This window comes from Gemmiger formicilis, assembly GCF_016900095.1.
Taxonomy (GTDB): domain Bacteria; phylum Bacillota; class Clostridia; order Oscillospirales; family Ruminococcaceae; genus Gemmiger; species Gemmiger formicilis_A.
Genome location: NZ_JACJJP010000025.1, coordinates 40,393 through 52,936, shown reverse-complemented (window position 1 = coordinate 52,936; position 12,544 = coordinate 40,393). Strand labels below are relative to the sequence as shown.

Sequence of the window (12,544 nt, the reverse complement as noted above, 5' to 3'; positions counted from 1 at the left end):
CCCCGAAGCAGACCCGCATGCCGAAGGTTCCCCCGATGCCCCGGACAAACAGGGTGAGGAAGGCCCCCGAAAGCCCCATGGCCGCCCCGGTGACCCCGGTGGCCAGGCCCTTGCGCCCGGCATACCATTTCTGGGCGCAGGCCAGCACCGCCGGGGCCAGAAAGGCGCTGCCCACCCCCGCGGGCAGGCTGTAGGCCATCAGGAACAGCGGGGCGTTGCCCGCAGGCAGAACTGCCGCCAGCAGGAATCCCCCGCCCATGAGCACCGTGCCCCATCCGGCGGCGAACCGGGGGCCCCGGGCGTCCTGCAGCAGCCCGCCGATGGCACATCCCACCCCGTAGCCTGCCACCAGCACCGCAAAGACCATGCTGGCCTGGGCCCGGGTGAGGGCGTATTCTTCCATGACCGGGCGCTGGAACACCCCCCACGCCGCCGGAATGCCGGTAAGCAGCTGCACCGCCGCCCCCGCGGCCAGAATCTGCGGCGCGCCTTTGGATTGTTTCACTTTGTTGCCCCCTTTGCTTCCTTTCAGTATGCCCCGCCAAAAGGGCGGAAATTCCCCGCCGCCAGGCCCTTTTGGTTGACAAAACCACCGGCCGGGGGCTATGATATACAGTACAGTGCGGCCAGGTGCCGCCAGAATGATGTTTCCCGCCCCGGGCGGATATTTCAAACAGAGTAAGGAGCTGCCAAGCCATGAAAACCCAACCCTTGAAAGGTATGCGCGATCTGCTGCCCCACGAGCAGGCCCTGCGCGACCACATCCAGGCCGAGATCCTGGCCACCTACCGTGCCGCCGGGTTCCAGCGCATTTCCACCCCCATCCTGGAGGATATGGAGAACCTGAACAAGAGCGACGGCGGCGACAACCTGAACCTGATCTTCAAGGTGCTCAAGCGGGGCGAAAAGCTGGCCGCCGCCCTGCGCAGCGGGGACGAAGCCCAGCTTTCGGACATGGGCCTGCGGTACGACCTGACCCTGCCCCTGTCCCGCTACTATGCGGCCAACCGCAATTCCCTTCCCCACCCCTTCAAGGTCATCCAGACCGACCGGGTCTACCGGGCCGAGCGTCCCCAGAAGGGCCGTCTGCGGGAGTTCGTGCAGTGCGACATCGACATTCTGGGGGACGAAAGCCCCAACGCCGAGGTGGAACTCATCGACGTGACCGCCCGGGCGCTGCTGCGCATCGGTTTTTCCGGCTTCACCGTGAACATCAACGACCGGCGCATCCTGCGGGCCATGCTGGCCGGCATGGGCTTTGCCGAGGATACCCTGGATTCGGTGTGCATCAGCTTTGACAAGCTGGACAAGATCGGCGCCGACGGGGTACGGGGTGAGCTGGAGGAAAAGGGCTTCCCCGCCGAGGCCGTCAACGCCCTGGACGCCTTCCTGCGCGGGGGCGACTTCAGCCTGGAAGCCGTCACCGCCGCCTGCGGCGAGAAGGGCCCCGCCCTCACCGCCGACCTGCGCTATGTGCTGGCCACCGCCGAAAAGCTGGCCGCCGGGCGCTACGGCGTGGCTTACTGCCCCAGCCTGGTGCGCGGCCAGGGCTACTATACCGGCATGGTGTTCGAGGTCACCTGCCCCCAGTTCTCCGGCGCGGTGGCCGGCGGCGGCCGGTATGACAACATGGTGGGCAAGTTCATCGGCCAGCAGGTGCCGGCGGTGGGCTTCTCCATCGGGTTCGAGCGGGTCTGCGGCATTCTGCTTGAGCAGGGATATTCCATCCCCGGCGCCAAGCCCAAGCTGGCCCTGCTCTATCTGCCCGAAGCCGACTTTGCCGAGGTGCTCACCAAGGCCGAGGGCCTGCGCACCGACTACGACGTGACCGTGCTGCCCCAGGCCAAGAAGCTGGGCAAGCAGTTCGGCACGCTGGAGAACGCCGGGTTCAACGCCGTGGCCTTTGCGGACAACGAGGACATCAAGGCCCTTGGTAAAAAGGACTGAAAACCATCCCAGATATTTAGCGGGAACGCCGAAAAATGGCGTTCCCGCTTTGTTTTTGGCATCAATTTGTAACGTGCGGCGGCCTTTTCCGTGTTATACTGGTGACAAGGAAACAACCCCTGTAAAGGAGGAGATCCCATGAAACGCAGTTCCCTGTTCCGTCGCCCGGCGGCCTTTGTGACCGCCCTGGCCCTGGCCTTTTCCCTGACCGCCTGCGGGGCGGCCAGCATGGACAAGGTCACCGGCACCATCGATGCCGCCCCCTCGGTGGAGTCCACCGTCCCCGAGGAGAACACCACCGCCGACGCCGTCACCGGCGAGGCTGAGTCCGGCGCCGGGGCGGTGACCCTGGACCCGGGTTCCACCGCCGAAAGCGCCCGCAAGATCGTCTACACCGCCAGCCTGGAGATGGAAGCCACCGATTTCGACGCCACCCGCACCGCCCTGCTGGCGGCGGTGGACGCCCAGGGCGGGTATCTGGAACACAGCAGCCAGAACGGCAGCGCCGAGGACCAGAACCGCAGCCTGTACTGCACCGTGCGGGTCCCGGCCGAAAACTACCGGGCCTTTCTGGACGCCGCGGGCCGGGCAGGCAACCAGCGGTACTTGAGCGAGGATGCCAACGACATCACCGCCGGGTATGTGGATGTGGAAGCCCGCCTGGCCGCCCTGGAAAACCAGCGGGACCGGCTGAATGCCCTGGCCGAAACCGCCCAGACCACCGCCGACCTGCTGGAGATCGAAAGCCAGCTTTCGGACGTGCAGTATGAGATCGAGAACTACACCCGCCAGCTGCGGGCCATGGACGACCAGATCACCTATTCCACCGTGGACATCAGCCTGTATGAGGTGGCCACCCTGACCCCGGTCACCCCCGCCACCTTCGGGGAGAAGCTGGGCCGGGCCTTCGGGGAAGGCTGGGACGGCTTTGTGGACTTTGTGCAGGGCTTTGTGCTGGCGGTGGTCTATATGTGGCCGCTGGTGGTGCTGGCTGCGGTGATCGTCGCGGTGCTGCTCCTCACCCGGCCCGCCCGCCTGGCCCGCCGGAAAGCCCGGCAGGCTGCCCGGCAGGCCGCTCCGCCCCAGGGGGCAGCTGTGTACGCGCCGCCCGCCACCCCCGACACTGCACCCCAAAATCCGGAGGAAGGCACCCCCAAATACTGAGACACCCAAACGCCCCCGGCGCCGCACGGCGCCGGGGGCCTCTTTTATGCCGATTCGTGGGAAGGGGGATACAGCCGTCCCCGATGTTTCAAAAACAGACCGCAGCCCACGGCAGCAACCAGGGCTTCGCTCACCGGGAAGGCCAGCCACACCCCGGGCATGCCGAAGAGGGCGGCCAGCACCAGGGCGGCGGGCACAATGAGGATCAGTCCCCGCAGCAGGGAGATGGTCTGGGCGGGTACCGGACGTTCCACCGAGGTGAACCAGATGGAAAGAATCACGTTGGCCCCGGCGAAGGGCGCCCCGACAAAGTAGAGTTTGAGGCCCTGCACCGCAATGGCCTGCAAGGTGGGGTCGCCCTCACTGTTGAAGACGGCGGCAATGATCCCCGCCCCCGCAAAGATGCCCAGGTATACCACCGCCGACACCACCGCCATGCTGAGCAGGGCGTAGCGCAGCAGCCGGAAGAGGTCGGGGCGCCGTCCGTGGCCCCAGGCCCGGCTGACCAGGGGCTGCATGCCCTGGGCCAGGCCGGAGTACACCGCCAGCACCACCAGGGACAGGTTGGCCACCACCCCGTAGGCAGCCACGCCGGTGTTGCCCGCCAGGCGGAGGATCAGGAAGTTGAAGGTGACCATGACCACCGCGCCGGAGAGCTGTTCCAGCAGCGAAGGCACACCCAGGGCCGCCACGCGGGCGGCGGTGCGGGGGTGGGGGCGGCAGCGCACCGGGCGGAACCCGCACCGGGGGTTGGCCCAGTGGGGCGCCTGGATCAGGATGCCGATGACCGGGGATATGCCGGTGGCCAGCACCGCGCCCAGAATGCCCAGCCCGAAGGGAAAGATAAAGATATAGTCCATGACAATGTTGGCCAGGCTGCCGGTGACGGTGGCAGCCATGGAAAGCTGGGGCGCGCCGTCGTTGCGCACAAAGCATTGCAGCACATCGTTGAGCAGAAACGCCGGTGCAAAGACCAGCAGCACCCGCAGGTAGGTGGTGGTCATGGTGTGGACGGTACCGGCGGCCCCCAGCAGGGCGGCCAGGGGGCCGGGAACGGTGAGCCCGGCCAGCACAAAGACAACCGAAGCCGCCGCGGCCATGGCCAGGGTGTGGGTATAGACCACGTTGGCTTCCGCCCCGGCGTTCTGGCTTTTGAGCACCGAAAACCGGGTGGCGCCGCCCATGCCCAGCAGCAGGCCGATGCCGTGGATGACGTTGTAGACGGGGATGGCCAGGTTCAGGGCGGCCAGGCCCTCGCTGCCCAGACCCTGGGCCACAAAGAAGGTATCCGCCAGAATGTAGCAGGACACCGCCATCATGCCCAGCACGCTGAGCACCGCATAGCGGCCGAATTCGGCCCGCAGGGTCGGATTTGTATGGTTCATGGTTTTGCCTCCTTCTTGTCAGTCTGTCCCCGCGCCGGGCCGAACATACAAAAAAACGCCGGTACTTTGCGTCTTCAATGGCCTACGACGCAAAGCCCAGCGTTTTTTGCAACCCACCCGGCGGCGGGTCCTTATTCAGTTATTCAGTGGTTGTCCACCAGGGCGATGGACAGGTCCTGCAGCTGCTTGGGGTCCACCACGTCGGGCGCACCGGACATGGGTTCGCCGGCGTTCTGCACCTTGGGGAAGGCGATGACATCCCGGATGGAATCCTTCTTCAGCATGAGCATGACCAGACGGTCCAGGCCGTAGGCCATACCGCCGTGGGGGGGTGCACCGAACTTGTAGGCATCCATCAGGAAGCCAAAGCTTTCGCGGGCCTTCTCCTCGGTGAAGCCCAGGGCGTGGAACATGCGGTCCTGCAGGGCAGGGTCGTTGATGCGGATGGAACCGCCGCCCAGCTCCACACCGTTGAGCACGATGTCGTACGCCAGGGCACGGCAGGCACCGGGGTCGCTTTCCACCTTGTCCAGGTCTTCCGGCTTGGGCATGGTGAAGGGATGGTGCATGGCCATCCAGCGGCCTTCCTGCTCGCTGTACTCAAACAGGGGGAAGTCCACCACCCACAGGAAGTTGAAGGCGTCCTTGTCGATGAGCTCGTACTTACGGCCCATCTCCAGGCGGACCTGGCCCAGGGCGGTGCAGGCGCGCACCCAGTCGGTGTCGCTGACCAGCAGCACCACGTCCCCGGTCTCCACATTCAGAGCCTGGTACAGGGCGGTCTTTTCCTCCTCGGTGAGGAACTTTTCAAAGCTGGAAGTGGTGCTCTCGGCGGTCAGGCGGCTGTACGCCAGGCCCTTGGCACCGTAGGTCTTGGCCACCTCGCCCAGCTTGTCGATGTTCTTGCGGGTCAGGCGGTCGGCCATGCCCTTGGCGTTGATGGCACGAATGGTGCCGCCGGCGGCCAGGGCATCGGCGAAGGGCTTGAAGCCGGTACCGGCAAAGACGCCGCTCACATCCTGGATCTCCAGGCCGAAGCGGGTATCCGGCTTATCGGAGCCGAAGCGGCTCATGGCCTCATCCCAGGGCATACGCACGAAGGGGGTGGGCACGTCGATGTTCAGGATTTCCTTCCACAGACGCTTGATGAGCCCTTCGTTGATGGTCATGATGTCGTCCTCGGTGACGAAGGACAGCTCCTCATCGATCTGGGTGAACTCGGGCTGACGGTCGGCGCGCAGGTCCTCGTCGCGGTAGCAGCGGGCGACCTGGAAGTACCGGTCAAAGCCGGAGAGCATCAGGATCTGCTTGTACAGCTGGGGGCTCTGGGGCAGGGCGTAGAAGTGGCCAGGCTGCACACGGCTGGGCACCAGATAGTCACGGGCGCCTTCGGGGGTGGACTTGATCAGGGTGGGGGTCTCGATCTCGCAGAAATGCTGGTCGTAGAAGTAGTTGCGCACCACCTGGCAGATCTTGGACCGCAGCACGATGGGCTCGTGCATGGACGGGCGGCGCAGGTCCAGGTAGCGGTAGCGCAGGCGCAGATCATCGTTGACGTTGATGCCGTCCCGGATCTCGAAGGGCGGGGTCTGGGCTTCGCTCAGCACCCGCAGTTCGCTCACATACAGTTCCACATCGCCGGTGGCGATCTTATCGGTCTTGGCGGCGCGCTCCCGCAGGGTGCCCCGGGCAATGACCACATATTCACTCTTCAGGCTTTCGGCCTTGGCAAAGACGTCCTTGGGCGTGTCCTCGTCAAAGACCATCTGCAAAATGCCGGTGGTATCCCGCAGGTCGGCAAAGATGATGCCGCCCTTGTCACGGGCACGGGCGATGGAACCGCAAACGGTCATCTCCTTGCCCGCGTCGGCCAGGCTGACTTCGCCGCAATAGTTGGTGCGGCGCAGATTGCCCATCGTTTCCATAACTCTCTATCCCCTTTTGGTGGAATCTTATTTGCTGAAACTTAATTATAACGCGGCCATGCCGTTTTGGCAAGGGGCCGCGGCGGAAAAGGGCAGCTTTTGCCGGAAGGCGGCTGGTTTTCTTTTTGGTTGGTTGGGTGCTTTCTGGCAGACAAGAGTCTGCGGGGAAGTCCTTCCTTTTGTGACCAAAAGGAAGCGAAAAGTCCCGCCGTTCCGATGCGGCGGCCGCCGGCTGGGGCTGCGGCCCCAGACCCCAAGATGCGGCCACCTGACGACGGCCTCTTCACCGGCCTGGGGGCCGGTGAACAAGGAAAAATTTTAAAACCATTTCCCAACAACAGCTGCTAAGGGCAGACCATGGGTTGCGACAGACTTCCTCTTATGGCTTTTAAAAAATCTTCCTTGCTCAGGTCCCCCAGGACCTGAGTAGGCCGTCGTCAGGTGGCCGCACACCCCGGGTCCAGGGCCGCAGCCCTGGTCGGCGTCCACCGCATCGAAACGGTGGCGGTTTTTCCGTCGCTTTTTGACGCCAAAAAGCGACAGCTTCCCGGCAGGCACCCGCCCGCCAGATTCTCCGAAACATAAAACAGGGCAGGGTTCACAACCCCACCGCCGCTGCGCGGCACCTCCCCTTACACAGGTGAGGCTTTCCGGGCTGCTGCCCCGGACCATGGGCCGCTTTTCGCGGCCGACCGATTTCGGAACCAACGCTGCGCGTTGCTTTTTTTGCATGGCGCTGTGCGCCATCGGGCGGCATAGCCGCCCGGGCAAAAAAAGACCGCCATGCCCCACACGGGACCGGCGGCCGAAAAAGCAGTTATTTGTTTTTCTGGTTCTTGATGACCTTGAGGCGGCTGAACTCTTCCCGTTCCTTCTCGGACAGCGCATCGTCGATGAACTTGACGGTGGCTTCCATCTGGGGGATCTGCACGTTGCCCAGGGCGTTGGCGCGCTTCTGGGTCTTGCGGATGGCTTCCGCCAGACGAATGACGCTGGTTTCCACCTCGGCCAGTTCCACGGTCAGCTTCTTGACCTCGTTGAACTTGAGGTAGGCGGCGTCCAGCAGTCCGTTGGTGGATTCCAGGCCGTAATACAGGCCCAGAGGGGCGCTGGGGTCCAGGGTGACGGTGGGCAGTTCCACGCCCATCACGCTGCGGCGCTCGATGTTCAGCCCATGTTCCACCGGCACACTGGCCGTGAACTCGCCCACCGAGCCCAGCGTGATGTTGGCGCGCTGCAAGGCGTCGTAGGCTTCGGCGTAGGACGCACTGATCTTGTCCTGGATCGACGCGGCACGGTCGATCAGGCGCATCATCTCGCGCACCAGAATGTTGCGCTTGCGGTCCATCAGTTCATAGCCCTGCTCGGCCAGCGCCAGGCTGCGCTTGGTGGCCATCAGGTTGGATTTTGTGGGAAATACCTGCTGCACGATGAATCACCTGCCTTTGCCGGAATGTTGTTGGTACGCCATTATTTCGCCTGGGGCGCCGGCTGGGCGTTCAGCAGGGCCTGCTGGCGCTGCTGGCGGCGCTTGCGGGCGGGCTCATAGTAGGTGTCCAGGGGCTGGTCGTCGCAGCGGTCCAGGGCGGCGCGGGGCAGCCCGGCCAGCAGTTCCCAGCCCAGGTCCAGGGTCTCTTCCATGGTGCGGTTGGTGTTGCCCTGGCCGATGAACCGGTGTTCGAATTCGCGGCCGAACTGCATCAGCAGCTTGTCGCTCTCGGACAGTTCTTCCTCGCCGATGACGCTGGCCAGTGCCTTGGCGTCCTGCACCTTGGCGTAGCAGGCAAACAGCTGGTTGGCCAGGGTGACGTGGTCGTCACGGGTGTAGCCGGCGCCGATGCCGTCCTTCATCAGACGGGACAGGCTGGGCAGAACCGCCACGGGGGGATAGATGCCGGTGGCGTCCATGGCACGGTCCAGCACGATCTGGCCTTCGGTGATGTAGCCGGTCAGGTCGGGGATGGGGTGGGTGATGTCGTCGCCGGGCATGGTCAGGATGGGAATCTGGGTCACAGAACCGGTGCTGCCCTTGATGATGCCGGCCCGTTCGTACAGGCTGGCCAGGTCGGAGTACAGGTAGCCGGGGAAGCCCTTACGGGCGGGGATCTCGCCCTTGGAGGAGGAGAACTCACGCAGAGCCTCGCAGTAGCTGGTCATATCGGTGAGGATGACCAGCACGTTCTTGCCCAGGTCGAAGGCCAGATACTCGGCCACGGTCAGAGCGGCACGGGGGGTGATGATACGTTCGATGATGGGGTCGTTGGCCAGGTTCAGCAGCATGACAACCCGGTCCATGGCGCCGGTGCTGACAAAGGAATCCCGGAAGTACTCGGCCACGTCGTTCTTGACGCCCATGGCGGCAAAGACGATGGCGAAGTCGGAACCGTCGGACACGCTGGCCTGCTGCACGATCTGCACGGCCAGCTCATTGTGGCGCATGCCGGACCCGGAGAAGATGGGCAGCTTCTGGCCGCGGATCAGGGTGGTCAGGCAGTCGATGGAAGAAATGCCGGTGTGGATGTAGTTCCGGGGATACACACGGCTGACCGGGTTGATGGGGGCGCCGTTCACGTCGCGGCGGGCCACCGGGTAGATATCGCCCTGGCCGTCGATGGGGCGGCCCAGGCCGTCCAGAATACGGCCCTGCAGTTCGGGCGAAAGGTCCATCATCATGGGATGGCCGGTAAACACGGTGCGGGTGTTGACCAGGCTCAGGCCGGAAGAGCCCTCAAACACCTGGATGACACAGCGGTTCTCTTCCACCATGACCACACGGCCGGTGCGGGTGGTGCCGTTGTCCAGGCGCAGCTCCACGACCTCGTCGTAGCTGACGCCGGGCACATCATCCAGCACAACCAGGGAGCCGTTGATCTGGCTCAGACCAATATGTTCCAGAATCATTAGGCGTTGCCCCCTTCTTTGCTGCCGGCCCCCGCCCCTGCGGCGGCCAGCTTGGTATCGATCTCGGCGCGCAGGGCGTCGAAGCGGCTGAAATCATCGTTGGGGATGTCGTACTTCATCTTGACCAGGGTGTCGAACAGACCGGTGGCCAGCAGGGTGCTCACCGGCACCTGCTTGGCAACCAGGGCGCTGCACTTGTCGTACAGGTACAGGATGATCTCCATCATCTTCAGCTGCTTTTCCAGCGGCACGTAGGTGTCCACCGGATGGAAGGCGTTCTGCTGCAGGAAGCCCACGCGGATGACGCGGGCGATCTCGATGGTCAGTTTCTGGTCATCGGGCAGGACGTCGGAACCGATCAGCTTGACGATCTGCATCAGGTTGGTCTCCTGCAGCAGCAGGTCGGCCAGACGGCCGCGGCAGTCCATGAAGTCCTTGCCCACGTTGTCGTAGTACCACTCGGACAGATCCCCCAGGTATTCGCTGTAGGAATCGTTCCAGTTGATGGCGGGATAATGGCGGGCATAGGCCAGGCTCTTGTCCAGAGCCCAGAAGCAGCGGGTGAACCGCTTGGTGTTCTGGGTGACCGGCTCGGAGAAGTCGTTGCCCTGAGGGCTGACGGCGCCGATGACCGACACCGAGCCTTCTTCCCCGCACAGGGTCTTGAAGTAGCCGGCGCGCTCGTAGAACTCAGCCAGACGGCTGGGCAGATAGGCGGGGTAGCCTTCGTCGGCGGGCATCTCTTCCAGACGGCCGGAGATCTCACGCAGGGCTTCGGCCCAGCGGGAGGTGGAGTCGGCCATCATGGCGGCGTGGTAGCCCATGTCGCGGTAATATTCGGCCAGGGTGATGCCGGTGTAGATGGAGGCCTCACGGGCGGCCACGGGCATGTTGGACGTGTTGGCGATGAGCACGGTACGGTCCATCAGGCTGTTGCCGGTGCGGGGGTCGGTCAGTTCGCTGAACTCCTGCAGGGCCTGGGTCATCTCGTTGCCGCGTTCGCCGCAGCCCACGTAGATGATGATGTCGGCGTCGCACCATTTGGCCAGCTGGTGCTGGGTCATGGTCTTGCCGGTGCCGAAACCGCCGGGGATGGCGGCGGCGCCGCCCTTGGCCAGGGGGAACATGGTGTCGATGACACGTTCGCCGGTGATCAGGGGCTTGGGCGAGGTCATACGGGCCGCGGTGGGGCGGGGCGTACGGATGGGCCATTTCTGGCACAGGGTCAGGGTGTGCTCGTTGCCGGCCTCATCCTTGACCTTGGCGATGGGCTCTTCCACGGTGTAGGGGCCGTTTTCCGCCACCCAGGTGACGGTGCAGCGGCTGTACAGCGGCGAGAGCATGCAGCGATGGGTGACGGCCGGGGTTTCCGGGCAGGTGGCATAGACCTGGCCGGGTTCCAGGGTATCCCCGGGCTTGACGATGACGGTCACGTCCCATTTCTTTTCGGTATCCAGGGCCGGGGCCTGGGCGCCGCGGCCGATAAAGCTGCCGCTGGCGGCTTCGATGGCAGGCAGCGGGCGCTGGATGCCGTCGTAGATGTTGCGCAGGATGCCGGGGCCCAGGGTGACGGACAGCGGGGCGCCGGTGGGTTCCACGGGTTCACCGGGGCGCAGGCCGCCGGTCTCCTCGTAGACCTGGATGGTGGCCGCATCGGCGTCCAGGCGGATGACTTCGCCCACCAGACGCTGGTTGCCGACATGGACCATCTCCATCATCGACAGACCGGTGCGGCCTTTGACGGTGACCACCGGGCCGTTGATGCTGTGAAGTTTGTAGGTTTGCATGGTGATCCTTCCCTCTTTGTAGCCTTACAGCGCGATCTCCAGACCCGCGTTCTCCAGGAACCAGGGGCGCTGGGCCGCCAGACGGGCGGCCAGGGTGTCGTCGGCGGCCAGAGCGGCAGCCGGGTTTTCGGCGCGCAGGCCGCCCAGCGTGTTGGCGGCGTCTGCCTGCACGGTGCAGCCGGCGGGCAGATCGGTGAGCAGCGGCAGGTCGGCGGCCCGGGCATACAGCACGGTGCCTTCGCCCAGGCGCTTGGCCAGGGCGGCGGCACTGGCGCGCAGCCAGGGACCGTACTCGTCGGTGCGGGTAAAATCGGCCAGTTTCTGCTGTGCCTTGGCAAACACATCGTCGGCCAGCTGGGCGCGGCGCTTGGCCAAAACGCCCCGGGCTTCGGTGCGGGCGGCGCTCAGGGCGCGGTTGGCCTGGGTCTTGGCGCGGGCCGTCTCAAAGGCGACGGTGGATTCCGCACGGGCAGCCTCCGTCTTTTGGGCTTCGCTGAGCGCGGCCTCAACTTCGGCGTCGGTCTTTTCGCGGATTTCGGCGCACTGGCGTTCGCCCTCGGCCCGGATGGACGCGAGGAACTGTTCGGCGCGGACGTTCAATTCCAGCATATGGTACACCCCCAAAAAACGAATTTGTGTGGTTGAACGATTCCCGGTACCGCCGGGCCGGGCAAAGCCGTGGCTCAGACCTTGATGCCGATGGCTTCGCGGATGTAGCGGGTGATGCGGTCCTTGCCGGCGGAACCGCCGGTGGAAGGCACCGTGACCAGCAGCGGACCGCCGGCGTTGCCCAGGACGGGGCCCAGAGCCTCGCCGTACATTTCGGAAATTTTCTCGGTGACAAGAATCATGCCGATATCCTTTTCCCGGGCGATGGCGCGCAACGCGGCGCGAACGTCGTCCTCGCTGCGGGCGACGGTTCCCTCGATACCGGCCAGGCGCAGGCCGTTCATGGCATCGGAGTTATCGCTGATCAGATAAAAGCGCATAATTTACACCAGCTTGCTCAGGATCATGATGGAGATGACCAGGCCGTACAGGGCGATGGATTCGCCCAGGGCGACGAAGATCAGGCTCTTGCCGAAGGTCTTGGGGTTTTCGCTGTTGGCAGCGATGGCAGCCGGGGCGCCGGCGGCCACGGCAATGCCGCCGCCGATGCCGGCCAGGCCGGTGGCCAGGGCAGCGGCCACCAGGCCGATGCTCAGGCTGGTGTTGTGTTCATTTTCGGGGCTGACTTCCTCGGAAGCGGTGGTCTGGGTGGTGCTGGCGGTGTCGGTGCCTTCCGCGCTGGCGGCGAAGCAGCCGAAGCAGACCAGGGTAAAGACGATAAACAGAGAAGCGATCAGTTTACGAGCGTTGGTTTTCATGATAATACCCTCCTGTGATTGGTCGGTTTAGTATCCAAAAGACGGGGCTCACCGGTTGGCGGGCACTG

The 12,544-nt window shown here is 64.5% G+C and carries 11 protein-coding genes; 2 read left to right on the top strand and 9 right to left on the bottom strand.

Features of this window, described 5'->3' with window-relative positions; genetic code table 11:
* On the bottom strand, positions 1 to 505 hold a 505-nt coding region (locus H6B15_RS11555; RefSeq protein WP_345941982.1), incomplete at its 3' end, for an MFS transporter.
* A gap of 191 nt (positions 506 to 696) precedes the next feature.
* On the opposite strand from H6B15_RS11555, the gene hisS reads away from it, so the two are divergent.
* On the top strand, positions 697 to 1,947 hold the full coding sequence (gene hisS, locus H6B15_RS11550) for a histidine--tRNA ligase (RefSeq protein ID WP_204648146.1): 1,251 nt from the start codon (positions 697 to 699) through the stop codon (positions 1,945 to 1,947).
* Positions 1,948 to 2,085: 138 nt separating this feature from the next.
* Entirely contained in the window at positions 2,086 to 3,111 is a 1,026-nt protein-coding gene (locus H6B15_RS11545; protein ID WP_204648145.1) for a DUF4349 domain-containing protein, read from the top strand.
* A gap of 44 nt (positions 3,112 to 3,155) precedes the next feature.
* On the opposite strand, the gene H6B15_RS11540 is transcribed toward H6B15_RS11545, so the two are convergent.
* The 8 genes from H6B15_RS11540 to H6B15_RS11505 form a co-directional block, all read right to left on the bottom strand.
* Positions 3,156 to 4,496, bottom strand: a complete 1,341-nt coding sequence (locus H6B15_RS11540) for an MATE family efflux transporter (RefSeq protein WP_204648144.1) — start codon at positions 4,494 to 4,496, stop codon at positions 3,156 to 3,158.
* Positions 4,497 to 4,639: 143 nt separating this feature from the next.
* The gene (aspS, locus tag H6B15_RS11535) at positions 4,640 to 6,421 is read right to left on the bottom strand and encodes an aspartate--tRNA ligase (protein ID WP_204648143.1); all 1,782 of its coding nucleotides are present in this window, start codon (positions 6,419 to 6,421) and stop codon (positions 4,640 to 4,642) included.
* Between the two features lie 817 nt (positions 6,422 to 7,238).
* On the bottom strand, positions 7,239 to 7,853 hold the full coding sequence (locus H6B15_RS11530) for a V-type ATP synthase subunit D (protein ID WP_204648150.1): 615 nt from the start codon (positions 7,851 to 7,853) through the stop codon (positions 7,239 to 7,241).
* 38 nt (positions 7,854 to 7,891) lie between these two features.
* On the bottom strand, positions 7,892 to 9,322 hold the full coding sequence (locus H6B15_RS11525) for a V-type ATP synthase subunit B (RefSeq protein WP_204648142.1): 1,431 nt from the start codon (positions 9,320 to 9,322) through the stop codon (positions 7,892 to 7,894).
* Positions 9,322 to 11,109 (bottom strand): V-type ATP synthase subunit A, encoded by a 1,788-nt coding sequence (locus H6B15_RS11520; protein WP_204648141.1) that lies wholly within the window; start codon positions 11,107 to 11,109, stop codon positions 9,322 to 9,324. Before H6B15_RS11520 ends, H6B15_RS11525 begins: the two co-directional genes overlap by 1 nt.
* Positions 11,110 to 11,133: 24 nt before the next feature.
* On the bottom strand, positions 11,134 to 11,718 hold the full coding sequence (locus tag H6B15_RS11515; RefSeq protein WP_204648140.1) for a V-type ATP synthase subunit E: 585 nt from the start codon (positions 11,716 to 11,718) through the stop codon (positions 11,134 to 11,136).
* 74 nt (positions 11,719 to 11,792) lie between these two features.
* Positions 11,793 to 12,098: a V-type ATP synthase subunit F gene (locus tag H6B15_RS11510; RefSeq protein WP_204648139.1), complete on the bottom strand. Its 306-nt coding sequence runs from the start codon at positions 12,096 to 12,098 to the stop codon at positions 11,793 to 11,795.
* A 3-nt stretch (positions 12,099 to 12,101) separates the two neighbouring features.
* The gene (locus H6B15_RS11505) at positions 12,102 to 12,476 is read right to left on the bottom strand and encodes an ATP synthase subunit C (protein WP_204648138.1); all 375 of its coding nucleotides are present in this window, start codon (positions 12,474 to 12,476) and stop codon (positions 12,102 to 12,104) included.
* Positions 12,477 to 12,544: the final 68 nt, after the last annotated feature.

Bases quoted from the DNA above. Each gene is read 5' to 3' on its own strand.
- hisS (WP_204648146.1), top strand. From the start codon at position 697: ATGAAAACCCAACCCTTGAAAGGTATGCGCGATCTGCTGCCCCACGAG.
- H6B15_RS11545 (WP_204648145.1), top strand. From the start codon at position 2,086: ATGAAACGCAGTTCCCTGTTCCGTCGCCCGGCGGCCTTTGTGACCGCC.
- H6B15_RS11540 (WP_204648144.1), bottom strand. From the start codon at position 4,496: ATGAACCATACAAATCCGACCCTGCGGGCCGAATTCGGCCGCTATGCG.
- aspS (WP_204648143.1), bottom strand. From the start codon at position 6,421: ATGGAAACGATGGGCAATCTGCGCCGCACCAACTATTGCGGCGAAGTC.
- H6B15_RS11525 (WP_204648142.1), bottom strand. From the start codon at position 9,322: ATGATTCTGGAACATATTGGTCTGAGCCAGATCAACGGCTCCCTGGTT.
- H6B15_RS11520 (WP_204648141.1), bottom strand. From the start codon at position 11,109: ATGCAAACCTACAAACTTCACAGCATCAACGGCCCGGTGGTCACCGTC.
- H6B15_RS11515 (WP_204648140.1), bottom strand. From the start codon at position 11,718: ATGCTGGAATTGAACGTCCGCGCCGAACAGTTCCTCGCGTCCATCCGG.
- H6B15_RS11510 (WP_204648139.1), bottom strand. From the start codon at position 12,098: ATGCGCTTTTATCTGATCAGCGATAACTCCGATGCCATGAACGGCCTG.
- H6B15_RS11505 (WP_204648138.1), bottom strand. From the start codon at position 12,476: ATGAAAACCAACGCTCGTAAACTGATCGCTTCTCTGTTTATCGTCTTT.